This is a genomic window from Candidatus Acididesulfobacter guangdongensis (genome assembly GCA_004195045.1).
In the GTDB taxonomy this organism is placed as follows: Bacteria; SZUA-79; SZUA-79; order Acidulodesulfobacterales; family Acidulodesulfobacteraceae; genus Acididesulfobacter; species Acididesulfobacter guangdongensis.
Genome location: SGBC01000001.1, coordinates 543544 through 568647 on the forward strand (window position 1 = coordinate 543544; position 25104 = coordinate 568647).

The 25104-nt window shown below is 35.8% G+C and carries 18 protein-coding genes and 1 pseudogene; 9 read left to right on the forward strand and 10 right to left on the reverse strand.

The window, feature by feature from the left end:
- Positions 1 to 393: 393 nt before the first annotated feature.
- Positions 394 to 663 carry a hypothetical protein gene (locus EVJ46_02590; GenBank protein ID RZD17134.1) on the forward strand — a complete coding sequence of 90 codons (270 nt, stop codon included), beginning with the start codon at positions 394 to 396 and terminating at the stop codon, positions 661 to 663.
- 181 nt (positions 664 to 844) lie between these two features.
- On the opposite strand, the gene cydB is transcribed toward EVJ46_02590, so the two are convergent.
- The 4 genes from cydB to EVJ46_02610 all read right to left on the reverse strand — a co-directional run bounded on the left by cydB (position 845) and on the right by EVJ46_02610 (position 6752).
- Positions 845 to 1876, reverse strand: a complete 1032-nt coding sequence (cydB, locus tag EVJ46_02595; protein ID RZD17135.1) for a cytochrome d ubiquinol oxidase subunit II — start codon at positions 1874 to 1876, stop codon at positions 845 to 847.
- Entirely contained in the window at positions 1873 to 3249 is a 1377-nt protein-coding gene (locus EVJ46_02600; GenBank protein ID RZD17136.1) for a cytochrome ubiquinol oxidase subunit I, read from the reverse strand. The genes cydB and EVJ46_02600 overlap by 4 nt, the downstream gene beginning before the upstream one ends.
- Before the next feature lie 867 nt (positions 3250 to 4116).
- Positions 4117 to 5877, reverse strand: coding sequence for a ribonuclease J (locus tag EVJ46_02605; protein RZD17137.1), 1761 nt, complete (start codon positions 5875 to 5877; stop codon positions 4117 to 4119).
- A gap of 107 nt (positions 5878 to 5984) precedes the next feature.
- Entirely contained in the window at positions 5985 to 6752 is a 768-nt protein-coding gene (locus EVJ46_02610; protein RZD17138.1) for a 1-acyl-sn-glycerol-3-phosphate acyltransferase, read from the reverse strand.
- Between the two features lie 376 nt (positions 6753 to 7128).
- On the opposite strand from EVJ46_02610, the gene EVJ46_02615 reads away from it, so the two are divergent.
- The 8 genes and pseudogenes from EVJ46_02615 to EVJ46_02650 all read left to right on the forward strand — a co-directional run bounded on the left by EVJ46_02615 (position 7129) and on the right by EVJ46_02650 (position 18674).
- Positions 7129 to 7641 (forward strand): single-stranded DNA-binding protein, encoded by a 513-nt coding sequence (locus EVJ46_02615; GenBank protein RZD17139.1) that lies wholly within the window; start codon positions 7129 to 7131, stop codon positions 7639 to 7641.
- A 566-nt stretch (positions 7642 to 8207) separates the two neighbouring features.
- A complete protein-coding gene (locus tag EVJ46_02620; GenBank protein RZD17140.1) occupies positions 8208 to 8531 on the forward strand; it encodes a hypothetical protein in 324 nt (107 codons plus the stop codon).
- Between the two features lie 484 nt (positions 8532 to 9015).
- Positions 9016 to 10753: pseudogene (locus tag EVJ46_02625) on the forward strand (SAM-dependent DNA methyltransferase).
- The gene (locus EVJ46_02630; protein RZD17141.1) at positions 10750 to 12024 is read left to right on the forward strand and encodes a restriction endonuclease subunit S; all 1275 of its coding nucleotides are present in this window, start codon (positions 10750 to 10752) and stop codon (positions 12022 to 12024) included. The pseudogene EVJ46_02625 and the gene EVJ46_02630 overlap by 4 nt, the downstream one beginning before the upstream one ends.
- Positions 12021 to 15635: a DEAD/DEAH box helicase gene (locus tag EVJ46_02635; GenBank protein ID RZD17142.1), complete on the forward strand. Its 3615-nt coding sequence runs from the start codon at positions 12021 to 12023 to the stop codon at positions 15633 to 15635. The genes EVJ46_02630 and EVJ46_02635 overlap by 4 nt, the downstream gene beginning before the upstream one ends.
- Positions 15636 to 16157: 522 nt before the next feature.
- On the forward strand, positions 16158 to 16820 hold the full coding sequence (locus EVJ46_02640; GenBank protein RZD17143.1) for a hypothetical protein: 663 nt from the start codon (positions 16158 to 16160) through the stop codon (positions 16818 to 16820).
- Between the two features lie 58 nt (positions 16821 to 16878).
- Positions 16879 to 17574, forward strand: coding sequence for a TetR/AcrR family transcriptional regulator (locus EVJ46_02645; GenBank protein ID RZD17144.1), 696 nt, complete (start codon positions 16879 to 16881; stop codon positions 17572 to 17574).
- A gap of 56 nt (positions 17575 to 17630) precedes the next feature.
- A complete protein-coding gene (locus EVJ46_02650; GenBank protein RZD17145.1) occupies positions 17631 to 18674 on the forward strand; it encodes an aldo/keto reductase in 1044 nt (347 codons plus the stop codon).
- A gap of 114 nt (positions 18675 to 18788) precedes the next feature.
- On the opposite strand, the gene EVJ46_02655 is transcribed toward EVJ46_02650, so the two are convergent.
- From EVJ46_02655 to EVJ46_02680, 6 genes are all read right to left on the reverse strand, one after another.
- On the reverse strand, positions 18789 to 19019 hold the full coding sequence (locus EVJ46_02655; GenBank protein ID RZD17146.1) for a heavy-metal-associated domain-containing protein: 231 nt from the start codon (positions 19017 to 19019) through the stop codon (positions 18789 to 18791).
- A gap of 299 nt (positions 19020 to 19318) precedes the next feature.
- The gene (gene glnA / locus EVJ46_02660) at positions 19319 to 20731 is read right to left on the reverse strand and encodes a type I glutamate--ammonia ligase (GenBank protein ID RZD17147.1); all 1413 of its coding nucleotides are present in this window, start codon (positions 20729 to 20731) and stop codon (positions 19319 to 19321) included.
- 111 nt (positions 20732 to 20842) lie between these two features.
- Positions 20843 to 21181 (reverse strand): P-II family nitrogen regulator, encoded by a 339-nt coding sequence (locus tag EVJ46_02665; protein ID RZD17148.1) that lies wholly within the window; start codon positions 21179 to 21181, stop codon positions 20843 to 20845.
- 129 nt (positions 21182 to 21310) lie between these two features.
- Positions 21311 to 21796: a YajQ family cyclic di-GMP-binding protein gene (locus tag EVJ46_02670; GenBank protein ID RZD17149.1), complete on the reverse strand. Its 486-nt coding sequence runs from the start codon at positions 21794 to 21796 to the stop codon at positions 21311 to 21313.
- A 3-nt stretch (positions 21797 to 21799) separates the two neighbouring features.
- Positions 21800 to 22480 (reverse strand): outer membrane lipoprotein carrier protein LolA, encoded by a 681-nt coding sequence (locus EVJ46_02675; GenBank protein RZD17150.1) that lies wholly within the window; start codon positions 22478 to 22480, stop codon positions 21800 to 21802.
- Positions 22477 to 24969, reverse strand: a complete 2493-nt coding sequence (locus EVJ46_02680; protein ID RZD17151.1) for a DNA translocase FtsK — start codon at positions 24967 to 24969, stop codon at positions 22477 to 22479. Before EVJ46_02680 ends, EVJ46_02675 begins: the two co-directional genes overlap by 4 nt.
- Positions 24970 to 25104: the final 135 nt, after the last annotated feature.

Sequence of the window (25104 nt, forward strand, 5' to 3'; positions counted from 1 at the left end):
TAAATAATTAAACGTAATAAAATAAAAAATAAAGACCGGAAATCTATTTTTTTTATGCAATAATTCAATAATTTGCAATAATATTGTTTTTGTTATTGATTTGCGATATAATAATTAGAGGTATAGATTATTTCGTTGGCTGTTTGCTGCGGTTTCACTGTTGTTATTTGTCTGCCTTAAAATTAAGTAAGAATTAAGTTAAACTTAAAATTTAGTAAGAATTATAAATACCGTATGCGGGTATTTTTATTCTGGGGCGGTTGATTTAAATAGATTTATATTTATAGATTTATATTTATAGATTTATATTTATTAAATCTCTATTAAAATTTATTTACTAAAAATTATCTAAATAGATGCTAAAATTTAAAATTAATTTGGAGGTATTTAATTATGTTGTTAAAAGATGAAAAATCATTCAGAGAGAAAAGATCTGATTTCAGACATAGAATAGTTGATGCGTTTTATGACAGAATTCCTGCCGATGTAGTAGAACATGTCGGCAATGCTAACAAAGAAGTTATTTTTGCCGTTGAAGGGTTATTTAACGGCGTCATCAAGAGGATTGACAACAGGGTTGAAAAGACCAAAGTAAGGCAGGCTAAAAAAAGTAAAGGCGAAGACCCTGACGACTTTGAAGATACTGATAATGATGCAAAATAAATATGAAATAAATTATATTTATATCAGCACGTATAGTTAAAAAAAGACCGTTTAGTTATTCAAATTCGATAACTAAACGGTCTTTTTGTTTTAGGAAAACAGTGTTTTAATAATAAAGCCAGGCGGATTTTTTAAATTAAACCATTTAACGAGTAAATAATTTAAACAATTAAATAAATATTTAATAGCTGTCTTCGTCTAATTTAACTTTCAGCCCGAATCTCTTATAAGCATAAATTGAATATAATATAACTAAAGGCAGCCCTATCAACGTCGCAATAAGCATTACTACAAGCGTAAGTTCATTAGACGATGAATTAAACAGCGTAAGACTGTAGCTGCTTTTAATAGTAGAAGGTACAATATCAGGAAACAAACCGACTGCAACGCTTGCAACAGTTCCGATTATACTTAAAACGGAGAACATGAAAGGCCTTATATCGCTGTTTGATTTCATAGCTAATATGACGCCTATTGCTCCTATCAGCATTATTGCCGGTACGAGATCCCCTAAAATACCCAGACCGTTATTAAGAAGCCTCGGTGCAAATATAGGAGAAATCAACAGAAAAATGAGCGTAAGTATTATATAGGCATAAGCAAATTTTGTTCCGTAATTTCTTGCCCTTTTCCGCAGTTCTCCTTCAGTCTTCATAACAAGATAAGCAGAGCCGTGCATTAAGAACATTGATAACGATATAAGCCCGCCGACAATCGCAAAAATGTTCAGCAAACCGAATAATGATTCAAAATCCACATGCTCTTTATTTAAAGGAATACCTCTTAATACATTAGCTAAAGCAACCCCAAGCAAAAGTCCTATGCCGAGTCCTGTTACCGTTATAACAATTTCCCAGCGCTTTTTCCAGCTTTCATCTTCTATCCTGCTTCTAAATTCAAATGAAACCGCTCTGAATATTATTAGCCATACAACAAGCATCATTGCAAGATAAAAACCGCTGAACACCGAAGCGTAAACCTGCGGAAAAGCTGCGAAAATCGCACCTCCGCCTAAAATAAGCCATACTTGATTTCCATCCCATACCGGACCTATAGAATTTATTACTATTTTTTTCTCTCTGTCGTCTTTGGCGATAAACGCCAACAATGAGCCTACTCCGTAATCAAACCCATCCATCGTAGCCCATCCTAAAATTATAACGGCTATAAGTATAAACCAGAGTACTTGTAAAAATTGAAAACTCATAATCATGCCTCCTTCGGTTTAATATTTACTTCATCTTTGCCTTCCAGTCTTCCTTTTAGTTCTCTCTTAAACAGAAACAAGGCAAATGATAATAAAATTAGATAAATTGTTATAAACATTATTATAGATATAATTAAATCAGGTACGGTCACATTCTTGGAAACAGAATTTTGTGTTTCTAGCAGCCCGTAAACAGTAAACGGCTGTCTGCCTATTTCGGTAGTACACCACCCCATTTCAAGCGCTAGAAGTGGCAGAAAAGTTGAATACCATAACACCTTCAAGAAAAACTTATTATCATACAATCTATCTTTCCAGTAAAGTATTATAGCAATCAGCATAATCCCCGCCAAATAAAAACCTATATACATCATAATATGAAACGTGGTATAAACCGCATCTACCGGAAACATGGATGGTTTCAAATTTGTTATATGGTCTTTGTGCGCAATATATTTTATTGAACTGTCGAGCCCCATCACCTTGCCATAGGGATTTCCTGTCGCCAGCATACTTAAAAGATACGGAACTTTTATCGCAAAATAATTTTTTTGCTGCGCTTCATCCGGTATCGTAAATAATACTTCTGGAGCATCTTTCTGCGTATGCCATTGTGCCTCCATCATGGCAAGCTTTGTCGGCTGATACTTAACAACCTCTTTAGCGCTTACGTCTCCTAAAATAATCTGCACGACGGAAATAAATATTCCTGCAATTATTGCAACTTTTAAAGCCTTTCTCATAACCATATCTTTATTGTTTTTAATTAAAAACCATGAAGCGACTCCAGCCATAAAAAATGCGCCGTATTCCCACGCCCCCATAATAGTATGGGTAAATTCCGCCGGAAAATACGGATTAAATACGACATGTAAAAAATTGGTCATTATTGGCTTTCCGTTTACCATTTTATAACCGGCAGGAGTCTGCATCCATGAATTTGCAACTATAATCCAAACGCCTGAAAGGGCTGAGCCGAATGCGGTAAGTATGGTAGAAACCCAGTGCGCCTTTGGGGATAGTCTGTTCCAGCCGAATAACATAACACCGACAAAAATAGACTCCATAAAAAAAGCAAAAAGCCCTTCTATTGCAAGCGGCGACCCGAAAATAGTTCCTACAAAAGCGGAATATTGAGCCCAGTTTGTTCCAAATTGAAATTCTAAAACTATTCCTGTGGCTACCCCTACAACAAAGTTTATTGCAAACAACTTTACAAAAAATCTGGTGATTTTAAGATAATCTTCGTTCTTGGAATAAACATAAATTCCTTCCGTGATAACGAGTAAAGCGCCCAGCCCTATAGTTAAAGGGGGGTATAAAAAATGGAAAAAAGCCGTGAGCCCAAATTGAATTCGGGCAAGAATTAATGCATCCATAAACAACCAACCTCCGTTAAAGTTAATAATTAATTTTTTTTAAATTAAATTAAATTAAATTAAAAACGACGTTTAATATTAAACACTAAATACCGGATATCAGACATCAAATATTAGATATTAGATATTAAAATTTATTCATATTAGTAATTATTATCAGTTGACAATAATTATAAAACAATAGAAAACGATAATCAATAAAAAAATTAATTAAAAAGTTTTATTTTTATAAATTAAAAAATATATCTGCATAGTTTCAGATATTACGGTGGGCATTAATCTTGCGAATATATAATTCAAAAAATTCAGCAAGGTTAATAAAAAAAGAAAAGGCGCTTATATCATCATATTTTGCTTAACCGAGCAAAGAAATGCATACATATTTTCTATTGCAGAATTAAGGGTAATAATAAAAATAGACACCGGACAGCGTTAAAGCCAATATATGAAGATTATACTAAATTTATCACACCCCCTTTTATTTATTGTTAATAAACGGGAGGGAGTGTGATAAACAAAGTCTTTATTTGCTTTTCGTTTTCGGCGGTTTTGTTTTTGTGCCTTCTCCTTTTTTTGAAGCGCATGCCATATGAATCACCTCCTTGATGTTGAACTATCTTAATATATTTAACTTAATATATTTAACTTAATATATTTAACTTAATATATTTTTATTTTATTAATATTTATTATATTGAGCTACTGACATAATCAACGGCTTTTTTAATATTCAAGTTAATATATTTTAATATCTCATTAAATTCTTATTATTCTGATACAAACACCTTTTATTAATTATATTATACCGCTATTTTTTTATTTTGAAGCTAATTAAAAAAATTTGTTTTATAACATCCTTTTTTATTTTTAAATTTCTATAATCATAGGAAAAATAAAAGGCTGTCTGTCGATTGTTTTATTTAAATATTTTTTCATAACCCTTCTGATCTCATCTTTTACTTTTACCCAGTCTATATTTTCGCCCTTTTCTTCCTGATTTAAACGTATAATATTCAAGACCTGACCATTTAAATCTTTATATAAGCTTTTAAAATAATCTTCAAACACAAATCCTTTTGATGTTATCTCCGGTCCGGAAATAATATTTGCCGTTTTGGAATCAACAACTAATACTATTATTATCATGCCGTTTTCCGATAAATGCGCCCGCTCTTTTAATGTTCCGGTTTCAACATCGCCTATACCTTTTCCGTCGACAAATATTCTGCCCGAATAAACTTTATTTCCTTTTGTTAAACAATTGCAGGCATCAAAATTTAAAACATCCCCATTTTCGATAGTAAATATATTTGCAGAGCTTATACCCATATCGACTGCCACTTTTTTGTGCTGATAAAGGTGTCTAAGCTCTCCGTGTATAGGTATAAAATATTGCGGCTTTGTTATATTCATCATGAGTTTCAGCTCTTCTTTGCTTGCATGACCGGACACGTGAATTGCGGATATTTTTTCGTACAGAACTTCAGCGCCCTTTTTATATAAATTATTTATAATTTTCGTAATTGCTTTTTCATTGCCGGGTATAAACTTTGATGACAGAATAACAAGGTCATTATTCTTTATTTTTATAAACTTATGGTCGCCGACAGAGATTCTGGATAAGGCAGACATTGGTTCACCCTGCGTTCCCGTCGTTAATATCAGCATTTCTTCCGGTTCAAAATACGGCAGCGCTTCTTCGTCTATCAAAATGTCTTCATAATAATCTAAATAACCCAATCTTTTTGCAATTCTCGTATATGTTATTAAACTTCTGCCGCTCATTAAAACTTTCTTATTAAATTCTCTCGCCAGTTCCAACAGCTGTGCAGTCCTGTGAATATTGGAAGCAAAAAGGGCTATGATTATCCTGCCTTTATGGTCTCTAAAAACGTTTCTGAATGTTTTTTTAATATCTTTTTCAGAGATTGTAAAACCGTCTTTTTCAACATTTGTAGAATCAGAAAGAAGAGCTAAAACGCCTTCATCTCCGTAATATGCCAGCCTGTTAATATTGGTAATTTGAGACTGCTCCAAAGACTGGTCTAATTTAAAATCTCCTGTATGAATAATAACCCCGAACGGAGTTCTGATAGCAAGGCATGCGCCGTCTATTATAGAATGGGCTACGCTTATAAATTCTACGCTAAAATCGCCGAGGGTGATTGTACCGCCTGTTTTAACGGTAAACAAATAAAATTTAGTAGGTAAATCATGTTCTTTTAATTTTTCTTCAAGTATGCCGAGGGTAAAAGGTGTTCCAAATATAGGAATGTTAAATTCTCTTAAGAGATACGGAATCGCGCCTATGTGGTCTTCGTGTCCATGAGTCAGCAGCAGCCCGCGTATTTTTTCTTTTTTACTGTACAAATAGTTAAAATCGGGGATTACCATATCAATTCCGAGCATATAGTCTTCAGGAAACATTAACCCGCAGTCAACTATAATGATATCGTTTTCAGTCTCATAAACCATCATGTTAAGACCTATCTCGCCTAAACCTCCAAGCGGAATAATCTTTAAACTATTTTTAGTATCAGAATTATTTTTTAAATTATTTACGGTACCGTTTACTAAATTACTCACCGCACTTACTGCGCTTACTGCATTATTTGCCGCACTTGTCATAATATTGAATTACCTCGTCATTGTTTATTTTAAAATAAAATTAATTTTGCTATTTTTGAAATTTATTGCCTAAAATTGATTAACATATAAGTAGGTTAATTTTTTATTCAGCTAAAGAATTCTTTATTTATATTCCCTTCTATATTTTGAATTAAGTCAGAAGTTGATCTTGTGCCATGTGTCTCAGTTAAAACTGGTTTTAATACCTTAAGCCGTACCGTTTTTCCTCCATAAATCCTTAACGAATTTTTTTTTAAAATACCAAATGTACCGCTTATAACAACCGGCAAAATAGGCAAATTTAATATTTCAATAAATCTTTTCAATCCGGCTGTTTTAAAATCTTTTAATCTGCCGTCATCGGAACGCGTTCCTTCAGGAAAGATAAGAATGGATACGGCGGCGTTTTTTTTATTTTTCCGTTCTGAATCTGAAACATTTTCGGAAGCTTTATTGCTGAGATTAATTTGATTAAATAATGATAAAGTTTTCTTCAAATTTTTTCTGTCAACTGAAATATAACCTAACCTTTTCATGCTCCATCCTAAAAATGGTATCTTAAACAAAGACGACTTTGCTACGAATTTGAAATCTACATTGAGATACGACAGCAGTATAAAAATATCAAAATAACTTTGATGATTGGAAACTATAAGATAGGAAGATTTACGGTCTATATTTGACAAACCGTCAGCAACAACAGTGATATTAAGCAGGTATAAAATTGTTCTAGCCCACAATTTTGCAACATTTTGAGCTTTCATACCCGATGAATCAAAAAAAGAAATTACTATGGCGGCGGTTCCGAAAAATATAGTATTAATAATTATAATAAACCAGTAAAAAAAACTGTATAATGTGTCTTTAGGCTTCATCGTTGCATCATCTTCGGAAATAAATTTTAATTTTTAATATTTTTAATAAGTTAGATTTTGGTTATTTTAGACTAATTTTTAAACTGCAATAAAAATGAAAGTAATTATAGCTAAATCAAATATATTATACAATATTATTAATACAATAATGAAAATTTAATATATTTGTAATATATTTTAAATAAAAAATTCAAATAACTGTAACTTGATTATTTATCGTTTCTATTTTATTATCAATTAAAAGACTTTATGCAATCAGGAATAAATTTGTACTGCAATGATAATTATTTATTGCATAATATAATAAAAAATTTTATAACTAAATAAAAAAATTTACATTAATAATGTTAGAATTAATCAAACTAATGGAGGTCTTATGGCAAGTTTGAACAAAGTACAGTTAATAGGCAATTTAGGTAAAGACCCTGAACTGAGCTATACTCAGGACGGATTAGGTATTCTAAAATTTGCCTTAGCTACAAGCGAAGCGTATAACGATAAAAGCGGAGAAAAGGTTGAAAATACAACATGGCACAATGTCGTATTATTCGGAAAATTAGCTGAAACTTTAGCTAATTATCTCACTAAAGGCAAGCAGGTTTACGTTGAAGGAAAGATTAGAAATAGTTCATATGACGATAAAGAGGGTATAAAACGCTACCGTACCGATATCGTGGCGAGCAGTGTAATTATGCTCGGCAGTAAAGGTTCCGCAAATGATTTTGAGCAAGCGCCGGACCAGCGCAACAGCGGCGCTCCTTATGCAAAATCTTATAACGGCGGCGGGAACGCTAAAGGCAAACCTAGTAACCAAAATAATAATGCCGATTATGAACCTGCAGGACAATCGCTTGGTAATTCATCGGATGATGAGGATGTGCCGTTTTAAAACGCACCTACTACTAAAGTGTAATGATTTTTAATATAAGTCATTAAATTGCTTTGATATTACATTTTTTAAGCATAAATAAATTTGTAAATAATTGTTGGCAAAGATTAAGATATACGGTACATTAAAATTATGTTAATTTTAGGTGCCCTATGAAATCAAATTATTCTATTAAAAGTTTTGTTATGTCAAACGGCGAACGTTATTGTTTGCTTATATAATCTGATTCAGGGGCGCCTCTTTTTTATCCAAATCTTTATATAACAACGCAGGTAAGAAACCGCTCTTTATCTTATTCGGCTATGAAAACTTCTTTAACAGGAATTTCCATACTGCTTGATTTCATGTCCAAAAGCAACCAGCCAGTAGCTGATCGTCTAATAACCGAAACTATTAAAAAATTGCTAAAGTCGCAAATATAGACTCCGAGAGAACCGGCGAAGCGATAGAAATTTATCTGTTCGTTTTCGTTATACGATGGGCACGAGCGCGGCGCTCTTTCGCAGCAGGAAATCGCAAAATGGGCCGGCCGGGCAAATCCTAACCAAAACAGGGTTTATAATCATATGTCCGAATATGAGATGGTCGCGATAGCCGAACAATTGGATACGTCTTTAAGCTTATTCGGTCCTAGGAGCGCTGTTGCAAAGCATATTCCTATTACCGTGCAGGAATGTAATATTTTAGAAAAGGACCCGTGCATATTACCGAATACGGCGTTTGCATGCACGACTGCACGACTACACTATCTCGCCATGCGAAAAATACAGGGGGTTTCTGTAATTTTTTGGAAAAATAATTTGTTTATACTTATAGTACGTAATATAATAATATTTAAAAAACAAATTAATATTAATTTTGACTGTAATCCGGCTTATTTTTCTACATAGAATAAGTCATAAATACCAATAAGGCGGGCTGGAATAACTTGCCAAACGGCATTAAACTTGTTATAAATAATGTAGTTGCAGAAGCAAGACAATACGGCAAGGCAACGGCTAATTATTACGGATACAGGGTAATTGTCAAGGCGCAGGCGTATAACAATAATGTGAAATGAATACTTTAACTTTAATGCATTCGGAACAAAACAATAGATATGATGAGATAATATTAAGAAATTTATCTAATGCCGACCTTAAAAAGATATTTGAGAATTTGTTACCTAAACTTTTAGATATGGGAATAATTCCAACACAAAATCTAGGCCTGATGTAAATAAAGAGATGATATAATTGTCAGATGGGGACGAGGATGAGGTGAAAGCTTTTATGGATAACTCTTAGATATTGCTTAGAATAGTATTGTTGGTGGCAAATATAAATCCATAAACGATAATCAACAACCGAACATAAACAAAAATAGGGGTGACATATGTCCAACTTTAACGAAATTGCTTCTTTTCTGTGGTCAGTGGCCGACCTTCTTAGGGGGGATTATAAACAGTCTGATTACGGAAAAATAATCCTTCCTTTTACCCTTTTGCGCCGCCTTGATTGTGTGCTTGAACCTACTAAGCCTGCCGTATTGGCAGAACTTGAAGCAAAAAAAGGCTTAGGCGTTAATTTGGACATATTTCTTGAGAAAAAAGCCGGACGACATTCCTTTTATAATACCTCACGCTTTTTAAGCTTATCGGAAGTTATCGCGGACCCCCAATAACGTAAAATCCAATCTAATAAATTATATTTCTGATTTTTCGGGAAACGCCCGTGACATTTTCGAGCGTTATGAATTTTTCAACCATATCGAAAAGCTTGACGAGTCTAAATTACTATTCATGGTTGCGCAGAAATTTGCGGCGGCGGACTTACATCCATCCGCGGTATCAAATTCCGATATGGGCATGGTATTCGAGGAACTAATACGTCGGTTTGCCGAGTTATCCAACGAAACCGCCGGGGAGCACTATACCCCCAGAGAAGTCATCCGGCTTATGGCAGATTTGCTTTTAACGTTAGACGACGATGCCTTGTCCGTACCTGGAACAGTAAGGACCATTTACGACCCTGCCGCCGGCACCGGCGGCATGCTTACCATAGCGGGAGAACGCATTACTGCCCGAAATCCTCAAGCTTCTGTTACCATGTACGGACAGGAACTCAATCCGGAATCCTACGCTATATGCAAAGCGGATATGCTAATAAAAGGACAGGAAGTATCTAATATCATATTCGGCAACACTCTATCCGACGATGGACTCACAGGAGAAAAGTTCGACTATATGCTTTCAAATCCTCCGTTCGGGGTTGAATGGAAAAAGGTAGAGAAATCAGTTCGGAAGGAACATGAACAAAAGGGCTATGCGGGACGATTCGGCCCAGGACTGCCCAGGATTTCCGACGGAAGTCTTCTTTTCCTTATGCATCTTATATCCAAGATGCGGCCTTTGGACAAGGGCGGCTCCAGGATTGGAATCGTTTTGAACGGCTCGCCTCTGTTTACCGGAGGAGCAGGTTCAGGCGAATCAGAAATCCGCAAATGGATCATAGAAAACGACTGGCTTGAGGCCATTGTGGCCCTGCCGACGGACATGTTTTACAATACTGGAATTGCTACTTATATATGGCTTCTTACTAACAAAAAAACTAAGGAACGCAAAGGTAAACTCCAGCTTATAAACGGCGCAGAATTCTTCCGGAAAATGCGCAAATCGTTAGGTTCCAAGCGCAAGGAGCTTGGCCCCGAAGACATTGAGCGGATAGTGAAACTTCACGGCTCATTTGAAGAAAACGAATATTGCAAGATTTTAGACAACGAAGAATTTGGCTACAGGACTATTACCGTGGAACGGCCTTTAAAAGATGAGAATGACAAGGTTGTTCTAGGCACTAAAGGTCCGCAGAAAGGTAAACCGCTGCCAGATACCGGCCTCAGAGATACCGAAAACGTTCCTCTTAAAGAGGATATTCAGACTTACTTCGAGCGCGAGGTTCTTCCTCATGTGCCTGACGCATGGATTGACCATGATAAAACTAAGGTAGGATACGAAATACCTTTTAACCGGTATTTTTACAAATATGTCTCGCCAAGACCGCTTGAAGAAATCGACGCCGACTTAAAGGCCGTAAGCGAAGAAATTATGGTCATACTTAAGGAGATAACGGAATGAAATGGAAGCCATATCCTAAATACAAAGATTCCGGTGTAGAGTGGATTGGAGAAGTGCCAGAGCATTGGGATGTGAAGATAGTAAAGTACACGACGTACCTGAAAGGTCGCGTCGGTTGGAAGGGGCTGACATCGGAAGAGTATCAGGAAGACGGTTACGCGTATTTAGTCACTGGGACTGATTTTTTATCGAAGTATATTGATTGGAACAAGTGTCACTATGTTGAGCAGGCTCGCTACAATGATGACCCTTTTATACAATTACGCAATGGTGATTTGTTGATTACAAAAGATGGAACAATTGGAAAACTGGCGTTGGTCGAAGATTTAGATGAACCGGCTTGCTTGAACAGTGGGATTTTTCTGGTTCGCCCAAAGAACTCCTATATCACAGAGTATTTTTACTGGGTACTTGGTTCAGATGTATTCGCAGTATTTTGCGACTTGTCCAGTCTTGGGTCAACGATACAACACTTGTATCAAAACGTTTTTGAGAATTTCGTGTTTCCAGTACCGTCTATTCCGGAACAAAAATCCATTGCTGCATTCCTCGACCGCGAAACCGCGAAAATAGATACTCTCATAACTAAGCAGGAACGGCTAATTGAGCTTCTTCTGGAAAGGCGTAAGGCTCTTATTTCTCATGCAGTAACAAAAGGGCTTGACCCTAACGCAAAGATGAAAGATTCCGGTGTAGAGTGGATTGGAGAAATTCCAAAGAAATGGAAGCTCGATAAGATAAAACATAATGTTTTAATTATGGGAAAATCAGGATTGCCCGCTTCCGAAGGCAAAGAAGAAGGTTTATACCCTTTCTTTACATCAAGCAGGGAACAAAATAAATTTATTGATTTTGCAATTTTTGAAGATGAGTGTCTAATTATGGGAAACGGTGGTTCTGCTAGTATTCATTATATTAATGGAAAATTTTCTGCTTCAAATGATTGCTTAGTTTTAAAAAGACAAAAAAATATTATCATAAAATTTCTTTATTATTTAATATTTTCAAATATAAAAACAATTGACGATTTAGGGTTTAGCGGAATTGGACTGAGGCATCTTCAAAAAGATTTTTTTTATAATATGTCGATATATCTTCCGGCTACCTCAGAACAACTGGGTATTGTTTCCTATATCGACCGTGAAACCACCAAAATAGATACCCTTATCGAAAAATCACACCGTTCCATAAAACTATTGCGGGAACGCCGCAAGGCGCTGATTTCCGCGGCGGTAACCGGTAAAATCGACGTAAGGGAGGCAGGTGCATGAGCAATCCACATCATGAAATACATTTAGAATCGGATATATGCGAACACCTTGCCGCTAACGGCTGGCTTTATTCCCCCAACGACGATGGATATAACCGGGAACTGGCCCTGTATCCCGAAGATGTTTTTTCGTGGGTGTCCCAAACTCAGCCGGAACTGTGGGATAAACTTCGACAGACGCATAACGGGGATACTAATAATACCTTTCGTAAACGCCTGGCTCAGGTACTGGATAACGAAGGAAGTCTTGCCGTGCTGCGCGGTGGTTTCAAGAATGTTTCAAGCGGTCGGATACAGATGTGCCAGTTTCGTCCGGCGCAGACAATGAACCCCGAGACTACCTTTAAATACGAACAGGTAAGATGCCGCGTTATGCGCCAGGTGCATTACAGTACCTCAAACGAGAATTCCATAGATCTCGTGTTTTTCGTGAACGGCATTCCGGTCGCAACGGCAGAGTTGAAGACTGATTTCACGCAGTCCGTTCATGAAGCAATCCACCAATACAAATACGACCGTATGCCTAAAGACCCGAATACTAAGAGGGAAGAACCGCTTCTTGCGTTTAAGCGAAGGACGCTGGTCCATTTTGCGGCGTCTTCCGACGAGGTTTATATGACGACTATGCTTAACGGCAAGGATACGAAATTTCTTCCATTTAACTTAGGCGATAACGGAGGCGCCGGTAATCCGGCAAACCCAAACGGCTACCGCACGTCCTACCTATGGGAGCGAATCTGGCAAAAGGACGCCTGGCTTGATATTTTAGGCAGATTCGTCCATCTTGGGCGGGAGGATAAAAAGGACGCCTCAGGCAAGAAGTCGTCTTTAGAGAAATTAATCTTTCCGCGCTTTCACCAGTGGGACGTCGTAACGCGACTTATTGCCGCCGCAAGAGAGGAAAAAGCGGGAGCGAAATATCTTGTGCAGCATTCTGCCGGTTCCGGCAAGACCAACTCCATTTCATGGCTTTCCCATCAGCTTTCGAGTCTTCATTCATTAGCAGACGGAAAAGACGAGCGCGTTTTTCATTCGGTGATAGTTATTACGGACAGAAATATATTAGACAGCCAGCTGCAGGACGCTATATACCAGTTTGAACATAAAGAAGGAGTAGTATGCCGGATTAAAGAAGGGGTAAAATCAGCCCAGCTTGCAAAAGCCTTGAAAGACGGCATACCGATAATCGTAGTTACTATACAGACTTTCCATTTCGTTTTGGAGGCAATTCGAAAAGAAACGTCTCTTAAAGGAAGAAAGTTCGCAGTCATAGCTGATGAAGCCCATTCTTCCCAGGCAGGTTCTATGGCAAAAGCATTAAAACAGGTTTTAACGGCGGAGCAGATAGAAGAAGGTGAAGAAATATCGGCGGACGACCTTCTTGCCGCCGAAATGGCGGCAAGGCCTCAATCTTCCAACGTCAGCTACTTTGCTTTTACCGCCACGCCCAAACACAAAACGATGGAGCTATTCGGAAGGCGTCCAGACCCCAACCTTCCTTCGTCGGAAACCAATAAGCCGGATGCCTTTCACATTTATTCCATGAGGCAGGCTATAGAGGAGGGTTTTATTCTTGACGTATTAAAAAACTACACCGCGTACAAATTAGCATTTAAACTTGCACATAACGGGCAGGATTACGACGAAGAGACATTGGACGAGAGCAAGGCCATGAAGTCGCTAATGAGGTGGGTCCGCCTCCATCCATATAACATTTCTCAAAAGGTGCAGATTATAGTAGAGCATTTTCGTGCAAACGTCGAATGGCGGCTTAACGGTGAAGCCAAGGCTATGGTAGTAACCTCTTCGCGCAAGGAAGCGGTTCGCTATAAGCTGGCTATAGATAAATACATACGCGATAAAGGCTACGAAATCGGAACTCTCGTTGCTTTTTCAGGCGAAGTAGCGGATCAGGGAATCAGTCCGGATTCGTTTTCGGAGTTTAATATGAACCCAGGATTGCGCGAACGGGATTTGCGTGATGCTTTCGATACGGACGAGTTTTCCATACTCCTGGTCGCAAACAAGTACCAGACGGGTTTCGACCAGCCCAAACTTACCGCAATGTACGTCGATAAAAAACTTGCCGGCATAAATGCCGTGCAGACCTTATCTCGGCTTGACAGGACGTTCCCCGGCAAAGACCAGACGTTTATCCTGGATTTCGTGAATGATCCTGAAGAGATAAGAATATCGTTCCTGCCTTATTACGACAAAGCTGAGCTTGCTGGCGTTTCAGATCCTAACATCATCCACGACATGCAGGCAAAGCTGGATTCCCATAGGATATATACTCAATCCGAGATAGACGGCTTCGTCGCCGCATATTACAAAGAAAGCCAAAAAGATATGCAGGCGCGCATCGCCCCTGCGGTTGACCGGTTTCGTAATATTTGGAAAGCAGCTTTGGAATCGAAAGACAAAAAGGGCCTCGACGCCTTAGAAATTTTTAGAAAAGATTTAAGGGCATTTATAAGCGCCTACGACTTCCTATCCCAGATAATCGATTACAGAGATACCGACCTTGAAAAGCGGTCTATTTTTTACAAACACCTGCTGCCGCTTATTAAAGAGGAAAATCTTAACGAACCTATAGATTTATCTTCCGTTAAGTTAACGCATTACAACTTGATAGACAAAGGTAAGCGCGATATCAAGCTTGACGGGACTAACGACGACGGTAAGCTCAAACCCCTTACAGGCATAGGAACTGCCAAGCCCCATGATCCGGAACAGGCATTTCTGTCTGAGATAATCGTCAGAATAAATGATTTATTTGAAGGTGATTTGTCCGATGCAGATAAATTATCCTACGCTCAGCATATAAGAGGCAAAATGATGGAAAACGAAATACTCTCATTGCAGGCCGAGGCCAACACTAAGGAACAATTTGCGTCCAGCCCTGATTTTAAAGATGCAATGAATAGCGCTGTAACCGACGGTTTGGAAAATTATAACGAAATGGCCAAACAGATTCTAAATAATGAATACAAAAGGGAGGAACTGGCGAATATATTATTGGATATGGTTTATATGGGGTTTGCTGAAAAACGGATGAAAATAAATGAAAGGAGGGATGAATGTAAGTTAGAAAAATCTATTATGCAAACATCGAATGGCCATTCTTTAAAAATAGTTTCAGACATCGATATTTCTGAATCCGAAAAATTCGTCTCTTTTCTTCCTATATATTCCTTAGAAGCTGCTGCCACGGCGTTTGGAAGGGAAGAATATGTAGAAAATTCGGGTTGGATGATTGCTACGGTTGCGGGCAGGAAACTCAATAAAGATATGTTTATAGCCAAAGTGGTCGGCAAATCTATGGAGCCTACTATACCCGACGGCAGTTATTGCATATTTAGGTTAGACAAGGGAGGTTCCCGAAATGAAACCGTCGTTCTGGTAGAATCAAAACAAGTTGCCGACAGAGACACAAACCAGAAATTTACGGTAAAACGTTATCATAGCGAGAAAGAATATTTCGAGGACGGAACATGGCGGCATAAACGGATTACCTTATCCCCTGACAACAAGGAATTTGAACCGATAATATTAGAAAACATGCAGGAAACTGATTTCAGGGTTGTCGCCGAGTTTATAGGCGTTATATAATGATAAATATTTTTATTTTTATTGACTCAAACTTAACGTTATTATAATTATATAAAAAATAAGAATGGATTAATTGCTGATTTTAGTGTTCGATTAAAACGGAATACGCACTATATATTTAAACTATATAACATGCTATATTATTTTAGTAATTATTAAAATCCTAAACTAAATCTGAACTCTTTTATATAAAACGAAAAATTTCAAAAAGAAATTTCAAAATTTGCTTGACTTATTTTTTGTAAGTAATATAATTAATTTAAATACTAACCGATTAGTATCTAAATTATTAAAGCATAATCTATAGTTATCATTAATTATAGCTATATAATAATATATTTTATATAACTATCATTTAATTACTTATATTGCTGCAACGTTTAATATATAAAAGTCTTATAAGGCCATATAAATTTTATAAATTTATTTATATTTTACGTACAAAATATAAAATATGAAAATATAAATGCAATAAATATACAAAATAAATGCAAATGCAAATTCAAATGAGGATAACTTATCATGGAACTGTTTGAAGCAATACTCACTCGTTCATCTAAAAGAGATTTTGAAGACAGAGCGATACCTAAGGAAACAATAGACAAGATTTTATCGGCATCCTTGAGAGCTCCGTCATGGGCAAATTCACAACCTTGGGAAATTGCAGTTTCTACCGGCAAAACCAGCGATATTATTAAGAAAGAAATATATGAACGGGCATCCAAAGACGACCCCGGCTGTCCGGACTTTCCTTTCCCCGAATGCTGGCCTGAACTTCAGGCAAAAAATATGTTTGAATCCGGTAAACACCGGTACGAGGCACTCTGTATAGGCAGGGATGATACCGCTAAAAGGTTGGAAACGGTACTGTCAAATTATTTATTTTTCGGTTCTCAAACTGCAATTTTTATATATATGGATGAAAGACTCACAAACTGGTCAATTCTTGATTGCGGAATATTTATACAAAATATACTGTTATGCGCTCACGCTGCAGGACTTGGCGCCTGTCCACAGGCTTATCTCGTAAGATATCCTGATGTTTTAAGAAAAACGCTTAAATTGTCAGAAAGCAAAAAATTTCTCCTTGGAATTTCCATAGGCTTTTATAAAAAAGATAGTATAATTAATAATATTGAAACATCAAGAGTAAAATTAAATGATGCTATCAGATATTATGATTAAATGTTTCAGCTTGGGAAATATAAGTTTATTTCTTGCGGACGATTGACGATTAATTTATATGGATGATAATGATGAGCCAATCACCCTGCTCTTACGGGCAGAGTCTTCGTATAATGTACTTGTAATGTATAAGATGAATCAGATAATGATGAATAAAACGGAAATTAAACGAAAGGAAATAATAGATGCCGCTTTTGAACTTATGTTGTCAAAAGGTTATGAAGGCACTTCTATTCAGGATATTACCGACAGTATATACGCAACTAAAGGTCTTTTTTACCATTACTTTGATTCTAAAAAAGAAGCCGCTGCAGCTGTAATAGAAGAAGCTATAAAACCGGCTTATTACGAACTTTGGCGTCATACGTGGGATGAAATGTACGGCGGCGGAGAAAATCCTTTAGAAAATATTATAGCCGTTATTGAAAAACTTTATAAGAGAAAAGCCGAAGAATTTTCGCAAACAGGCTGCCCCTTAGGCAATCTTATACTTGAATTGTCAACAAAAGATTTATCTCTTGCTAAGTTAACCGACGAAGTTATTTTTTTGTGGCATGCGCAGATTGAAAAAACATTAATTAAAGCTAAAGAATCTAAAATCATAAGTCTTGATGCAGATACTGCCAATATCAGCAATTTCATAATAGCAGGCATCGAGGGGTGCATAATGCTTTCTAAATCAAAACATGATAAAGAAATATTAAGGGGCTGCTTCGAGATATTAAAAAATTACATAAGGTCTTTACAGTTATAGAAAATAAGAAGAATGGAACTAAAATTTAATTTTATTTTATAACGGAGGTAATTAATATGCAATATGCTAATCTCGGCAAAACAGGTCTTAAGGTATCACGGCTTTGCTTCGGCGCTATGACATTCGGGTTTAATTTCAGAAATATAGGGGCAGTCGGACAGGAAGATGCCAATAAAATGGTTAGATACGCTTATGAAAACGGAATAAATTTTTTTGATACAGCCGATGTCTATTCTTATGGGCAATCTGAAGAAATAACCGGAAACGCCTTGAAACAGCTTGATATTCCGCGGGAAAAATACGTCATAGCAACAAAAGTAAGGTCGCCTTTGAGCGAAGAAGCTATGAGCGGGAAAGGAGATGTTAACAATGTCGGGCTTTCAAGAAAACATATTATAGAAGCGTGCAATAACAGTTTAAAACGGTTAAAGGTTGATTATATTGACCTTTATCAGGTTCACGGCTGGGATTTGTCTTCTCCGATCGAAGAAGCATTAGAAGCTTTAGACTATTTAGTAAAACAGGGTAAGGTATTATATCTCGGGGTTTCGAACTGGACCGCCCGCCATATTATGAAAGCTCTTTATCTTGCCGAAGCCAACAATTACCACACTTTTGTGTCTCTTCAGGCATATTATTCTCTTGCGGGAAGAGATTTAGAGCATGAGCTTTTACCGCTATGCAACGAAGAAGGGCTTGGAGTGCTTCCATGGTCGCCGCTTTCCGGAGGATTTTTAACAGGAAAGTACACAAAAGAGAATCCAAAACCTGCAGGCGCCAGAAGAAGCGAATTCAACTTTCCCCCTGTTGACGAAAGAGGTTATGAAACAATTGAAGTATTGCGAAAAATTTCTGCAAAGAAAAATGTTTCAATACCGCAAATAGCTATAAGCTGGCTTTTACATCAAAAAGGCGTAACATCTGTGATTATAGGTGCAAATAAGATGCCGCAGCTTGAAGACAATATTAAATCAATAAATGTGCAGCTTACAAATGAAGAAACAGAGGAACTGTCAAAAACAACCGCGCCAAACAAGTTATATCCTCAATGGATGGTAGAATGGCAAAATAACAGAGCAAGTTTTAACTTTAGCAGCTAAACTTAATAGAAAATCTTGCAAAATTTGCATTAAACCTGGATTTGCAGAATGTTCTTTAAAACAACAAACTCTATATTCATAAAATTGATGAAATTTGCTTAAAGCTATTATCCACTATTTGCTGCTGTCGGAAATTTCATAATTTAAGGGAGTATAGCCGGCGTTTTCTATATTTTTCTTTATATCGTCAATGTTTATGTCGTCAAGAGCTGTAATTGTGCTGTTTTTTTGTGACAGCGACGTATTGACTTCTATTACTCCTTTTACCTTAGTAATCGCCTTGTCAACGTTCGCTACACAATGTTGGCATGACATGCCGTCTATTCCTATCTTAATTTTTTTCATGATAAATCCTCCTGTTTAGTTTTTTAGCTATTATATAATTTGTTATTGTTATTATCACTATTTTTTAATAGTAAATATACACAATATTTATTATTATAATTTTTAATCTACCAAAATTGCAAATAAATAATATTTATCTTATGCTGTGCATAATAAATTAGGGACAGGCACCATTTTTTCAAATGATAACTGTCCCTAACTTAAATATTATAGCGAAATAAAAATAGAGTCTGTTCACAATTTATAATTGCTAATATATTTTAAACAAAAACAGCACCTGTCCATAATTTTATATTATATTAGATATCATAATATAGATGAAATTCGTACGGAACCGGCGTCATGCGTACAGGATTTACATCATGCTCCATTTTGTAATCAATCCATGTTTGAACAAAATCTTCCGTAAATACATCTCCCTGAAGTAAGAATTTATGGTCTTTTTCAAGATTTTCAAGTGCCTCTTCGAGCGAACCTGGGGCTACAGGAATAGACTTTAATTCTTTTTTAGTTAATGTAAATAAATCTTTGTCAACAGGTTTTCCTGGGTCAATCTTATTTATTATTCCGTCAAGACCGGCTAAGAGCAATGCCGAAAATGCAAGATAACCGTTTGCGGAAGGATCCGGCGTTCTGTATTCTATTCTTTTTGCGTTAGGATTGTTTGAATACATAGGTATTCTTACAGATGCGCTTCTGTTTCTGGAGGAATAAACAAAATTAACAGGCGCTTCAAAACCGGGAACTAATCTTTTATATGAATTTGTCGTTGCATTAGTAATTGCGCAAAGGGCTTTTGCATGTTTTAAAATTCCGCCGATATAATGGAGCGCCATTTCAGATAAACCGGCATAACCTGTGCCTGCAAAGAGCGGTTTGCCATTTTTCCAGAGGCTTTGATGAATATGCATACCGGAACCGTTATCGCCAAAAAGAGGTTTCGGCATAAATGTTACCGTTTTGTCGTATCTTTTGGCAACATTTTTTACTATATACTTGTACATCATGAAATAATCACCCATTAAAGTAAGAGGGGCAAATCTCATGTCTATTTCTGCCTGTCCTCCGGTTGCAACTTCATGATGCGCCGCTTCAATTCTTATGCCTGCATTCTGAAGTTCCAGAACCATTTCGTTCCTGATATCGCTCTGAGTATCAATCGGAGAAACCGGAAAATAGCCTTCTTTATGGCGCGGTTTATGTCCAAGATTAGGCATTTCGTCTTTACCGCTGTTCCATATGCCTTCCTCTGAATCAATAAAATAATATCCTGAATTTGAGGTCTGGTCATATCTTATATCGTCAAATATAAAAAATTCGGCTTCCGGACCAAAATATGCGGTATCTGCTATACCGGTGGATTTCAGATACTTTTCTGCTTTCTGCGCTATATAACGCGGGTCCTTATCATAAAATTTTCCGGTCATCGGGTCTTTAATATTGCACGCAATAGACAGTGTTTTAGCTTCCATAAAAGGGTCTAAAAATGCTGTTTTAGGGTCAGGAATAACAAGCATATCCGATGCTTCAATAGACTGCCATCCTCTTATGCTTGAACCGTCGAAACCAAATCCTTCCTGAAAAGAATCTTCGGATACTTCGCTGATCGGCACGACAAAATGCTGCCATGTGCCAAATAAATCGCAAAATTTTACATCGACCATCTGAACTTCGTTTTCTTTAATAAATTGCATTACTTCATTTTCATTCATGTTGCCTCCGAAAATAATTATTTTTATTAATTTTTAAATTAGACAGCGCTGCTTCAGTTACATTTATATTTACATTTGCATTTTATTTCTTTACATTTTTTTATATTTATTTTATATAGCTTCTTCGCCTTTTTCGCCTGTCCTTATCCTTATAATCTCTTCAACAGGCAATATAAATATTTTTCCGTCGCCGATCCTTCCCGTTTTGGCTGCCGACATTATAGCTTCTACAATTGAAGATATCATATCATCGCCTGCGACTATTTCAATTTTTATTTTAGGTAAAAAATCTACGACATATTCCGCTCCTCTGTAAAGTTCAGTATGCCCTTTCTGCCGTCCATAGCCTTTGACCTCGCTTACGGTCATCCCTTTTACGCCTAATTTATTCAGTGCGTCCTTCACATCGTCTAATTTAAAAGGCTTAAAAATAGCTTCTATTTTTTTCATATTGCCTCCTTAAGATTAAAGCAAAAAATATGCCAGTTATATATGCATAAATTTGTATAAAACATCCGCTAATTATGTAATTTTTGCCCAACATTTAATCAATTAACAAAATTATGATTAAAATTTAAGCTATTCTCTAAAATTTACAAAAGATAATTCTATATTTATTTCAAAATTTTTCAAGTCTGAAATAATTTTCTGCAGCTCGTCTTTAGATTTTGAACTAACCCTCAGATGGTCTTTTAAATTTTCAATAGTAGTTTTTGGAGATATTTTTTTGATTTCTTGAATTATAAGCTTAGAGGGCTCTTTATCTATGCCTTCTTTAATTTCTACTTCCTGTCTGACCATTCCTTTGGAAGCGTCTTCTTTCTTTTTAAAGTCCAGATATTTAATTGACAATCCTCTTTTTATAAGCCGTCCTTTAAATATATCTATAACCGCTTCAAGTTTAAAATCGTCATCTGCTAATATTTTAACAATATTCTCTTCTCTTTTTATTTCGCTTTTTGAGCCTTTGAAATCGTAACGGCTTAATATTTCTTTTGAGGTTTGATTTATAGCATTGTCAACCTCTTGAAGATCCGCTTTTGAAACAATATCGAAAGAAGACATAGTTTACTCCTTTTCATAGATTATGTTATAAGATGCTGGAAATTGGTCGCTGAATATACTGTTTTTTATGTTTTTATTAAATCTTTCATTTAAATAATAGGTTTCTATCCTGCCCTGCATTGTGACAATTAAAATAGAATTGATTTTATAGCTGCTTTTTGCAAAATTTATATAAATTAATCTGGCACGCTGAAATTTCAAAGGACGCAGTTCGATTTTCCATGAATCAGTTTTACGATTGTCGATTATATTAACTATTTTAAAGTATTTTCTCATATTCGCGAGCAATGAGATAACATCAAGCGGAAAACCTCCAATGTTGCTATTTATGTTATAAACAAGTACCTGCTTGAGTCTGCCGTTAACCGCGTATAATTTTTTATTGAAATACAGTTCTTTCTGTTTGTGGGGCGATGTATATATCCATGCCAATTTATCCGGTTTTTTGTAGAAAAAAATACCCTTTGAATCTATAGATTGGGAATATCCCCTTAAAATTTCTTTCTGAATAAAGTCTGCGGTAATAGAATTTATATTAGAATATTTTAATTCAATTTTCTTTATGACGATATTATTTCCTATTGCATAAGTCTTTTTAATATTTGACATTATTAAAATTAAAGCAACAACCGAAACCGATAAGATTAGCAAACACAAATTAAAATACGGCGATAATCTCTTCACTTAATTATTCTCCCTTTATTATTTAAAATTCCTTCGCTCTGCAGTCTTTCAATAAGCCTTGCAGCCCTGTTAAACCCGATTCTGAAGTTTCTCTGAACAAACGAAATCGAAACATATTCCATATTTCGCTCATTAATTAAATCTAACAATTCTTCATGCAAATTTTCATCCTGGGTATTTTCTGTAATTCTATCAAAATTATTAGATTTTTCAAACTCATTTATTAACAGTTCTTTTTTTTGTGACGGCAAATGTCTGCTGACAATCGAATTTATGACATTCTGGATTTCTTCTTCGCTTATATATGCACCATGAATCCTCAACAGTTTCCCCTGCCCGGGGGGGAGGAAAAGCATATCCCCGTTGCCCAGCAGCTCTTCCGCACCGTTTGAATCTAAAATGGTCCTTGAATCTATCTTGGAAGACACCAGAAATGCCAATCTTGAAGGCATATTAGCTTTTATTACTCCTGTAATAACATTAACGGAGGGGCGCTGCGTCGCTATAACCAAATGTATCCCGCAGGCTCTTGCCATCTGAGACAATCTCATGATAGAAGTTTCAACGTCTTTCGGACTGACAAGCATAAGATCGCTTAACTCATCTATTATAATAACTAAGAAAGGCAGTATCTGTTTATGATTTTGTTTCAAATATACGTTATACTGTTCAATATTTCTGACTTTTGCCTCCTGCATCATTTTATATCTGTCTTCCATTTCTTTTACAGCCCAGCTCAACGCCGCCGCCGCTTTTTTAGGATCGCAGACTACATCGGTAACAAGATGCGGCAGTCCTTCATAAAAAGTTAATTCCAATCTTTTAGGGTCTATCATCAAAAAATTAACTTCTTCATACGTTGCCTTAAATAATATGCTTGTAATCAGTGTGTTTAAAAAAACGCTTTTGCCGGAACCGGTCGAACCTGCTACAAGCAGATGCGGGCACTTTGCAAGATCAAAAACCGCGTTATTTCCTTTTGGTCCTTTACCAAGCACAATAGTTAAAAGCGACTTTGAATTTTTAAATTCGGCGGAATTAATTAATTCGGAAAAATAAACCGTTTCCCTCTTTCTATTAGGCACTTCAATGCCTACCGCCGACTTTCCCTGAATAACACCGGTTATCCTTACGGATTTTGATTTCAAAGCCATGGTTAAATCTTCTGAAACTGTCTGAATTTTACCTACTTTTACACCGCTTTCCGGCTCAAATTCATACATTGTAATAATCGGACCGGGTTCAATTCCGGTGATGCGTCCTTTAATTCCCAGATCTGATAATTTTTTTTCTATTATTTTTGCATTTTGCGTCAATTCAATTTTATCTATTTTTTGTTTTTCGTCAAGAACTCTAATGGGCAAAATAGACGGCAGCGGAATTTCAAATTCTTTATCTGCTGCAGCATCCGGTAAATTACCGTCAGCATTTTCGGATTTTGTTTCATCCGCTCTCTTGTCAATCCGGCTTTCTATATTTTTATTGTTATCGATTTTATAATTTGCTCCGTCTTCCTTAATATCAATGTTTTCTTCATGTTTTAATATATATTTCTTAGTTTGATAATTATCTTCATCTGTTTCTGTTTTATCGATATCTTTAAATCGTTCCACTGTTTCATCGTCTGGTCGCCCATATTTTTTTTCATCATCATAAGTATTTTTTAAATTAGAATCATACCATAGATTATTACCCTTATTATTTTTAGTGCTTAATTCGAATTCACCGCTATATTTTAAATCGTCGCTATAATTATTATTATCGTTATTTTTATTTATAGTTTTCAATTTTTTTTTGATTTTTAGTTTTGTCATTACATTATCAAATATGTTATACAATCTCCCTTTTAAATTATTTTGAAAAGACTTTCTAATCGGAAATTTATTATCATTTACTGCAATATTTTCATTTTCAAGCCCTTTAGATTTAATTTTTAATATAGCGTATATCTTTGACTGCAATTGATTTTTATAATTTATAACTGCTGCATATAATTTTTTTAAATCATAATTATCAAATAACAATAAAAAAGCTATTACATAAACAAACAAAATAACTAATATTACGCCTATTTCACCAAGCAATCTTTCTCCGGAATTTAATAATTCTTCCCCTATTAACCCGCCGCCTGATATGCTAAATTTATGATATAGCGAATCAGCGTATATCAAGTTCAGAAATATTAATGAATTGAGATAAAATAATGCCAGTCCTGAATAAAATTTATAATCCTTTTTAGTTATTATTAAAATAATTCCGATAATAAAACAGATTAATATCAGTAAAAAATATCCGTAACCGAAAATTTGCAGCATCCACATTGAAATAAAAGAGCCGAATTCACCCCCTAAGTTTACGCTGCGTTTTACCGCTATCGAATATGAGTTTGAAGATATCTGATATACATTGTACGAAAGGAGTGAAATAAAAGAATATACAGACAATAATATTAAAACAACCGAACTCAAAAATTTTTTATAATGCTGCATAATATATTTAACTAATAAATTAATAATTTTATAATATTATTTTTTATTAAACCCGCTATAACTTTTTATATTATAGCTGTGCAAATTATTATATTATATTATATTTTGATTTAAATGAAAGGATTAATTGCTTCG

Excerpts from the sequence above, each read along its gene's own strand:
- EVJ46_02590 (RZD17134.1), top strand. The coding sequence starts at position 394 with ATGTTGTTAAAAGATGAAAAATCATTCAGAGAGAAAAGATCTGATTTC.
- cydB (RZD17135.1), bottom strand. The coding sequence starts at position 1,876 with ATGATTATGAGTTTTCAATTTTTACAAGTACTCTGGTTTATACTTATA.
- EVJ46_02600 (RZD17136.1), bottom strand. The coding sequence starts at position 3,249 with ATGGATGCATTAATTCTTGCCCGAATTCAATTTGGGCTCACGGCTTTT.
- EVJ46_02605 (RZD17137.1), bottom strand. The coding sequence starts at position 5,877 with ATGACAAGTGCGGCAAATAATGCAGTAAGCGCAGTAAGTGCGGTGAGT.
- EVJ46_02610 (RZD17138.1), bottom strand. The coding sequence starts at position 6,752 with ATGAAGCCTAAAGACACATTATACAGTTTTTTTTACTGGTTTATTATA.
- EVJ46_02615 (RZD17139.1), top strand. The coding sequence starts at position 7,129 with ATGGCAAGTTTGAACAAAGTACAGTTAATAGGCAATTTAGGTAAAGAC.
- EVJ46_02620 (RZD17140.1), top strand. The coding sequence starts at position 8,208 with ATGTCCGAATATGAGATGGTCGCGATAGCCGAACAATTGGATACGTCT.
- EVJ46_02630 (RZD17141.1), top strand. The coding sequence starts at position 10,750 with ATGAAATGGAAGCCATATCCTAAATACAAAGATTCCGGTGTAGAGTGG.
- EVJ46_02635 (RZD17142.1), top strand. The coding sequence starts at position 12,021 with ATGAGCAATCCACATCATGAAATACATTTAGAATCGGATATATGCGAA.
- EVJ46_02640 (RZD17143.1), top strand. The coding sequence starts at position 16,158 with ATGGAACTGTTTGAAGCAATACTCACTCGTTCATCTAAAAGAGATTTT.
- EVJ46_02645 (RZD17144.1), top strand. The coding sequence starts at position 16,879 with ATGGATGATAATGATGAGCCAATCACCCTGCTCTTACGGGCAGAGTCT.
- EVJ46_02650 (RZD17145.1), top strand. The coding sequence starts at position 17,631 with ATGCAATATGCTAATCTCGGCAAAACAGGTCTTAAGGTATCACGGCTT.
- EVJ46_02655 (RZD17146.1), bottom strand. The coding sequence starts at position 19,019 with ATGAAAAAAATTAAGATAGGAATAGACGGCATGTCATGCCAACATTGT.
- glnA (RZD17147.1), bottom strand. The coding sequence starts at position 20,731 with ATGAATGAAAATGAAGTAATGCAATTTATTAAAGAAAACGAAGTTCAG.
- EVJ46_02665 (RZD17148.1), bottom strand. The coding sequence starts at position 21,181 with ATGAAAAAAATAGAAGCTATTTTTAAGCCTTTTAAATTAGACGATGTG.
- EVJ46_02670 (RZD17149.1), bottom strand. The coding sequence starts at position 21,796 with ATGTCTTCTTTCGATATTGTTTCAAAAGCGGATCTTCAAGAGGTTGAC.
- EVJ46_02680 (RZD17151.1), bottom strand. The coding sequence starts at position 24,969 with ATGCAGCATTATAAAAAATTTTTGAGTTCGGTTGTTTTAATATTATTG.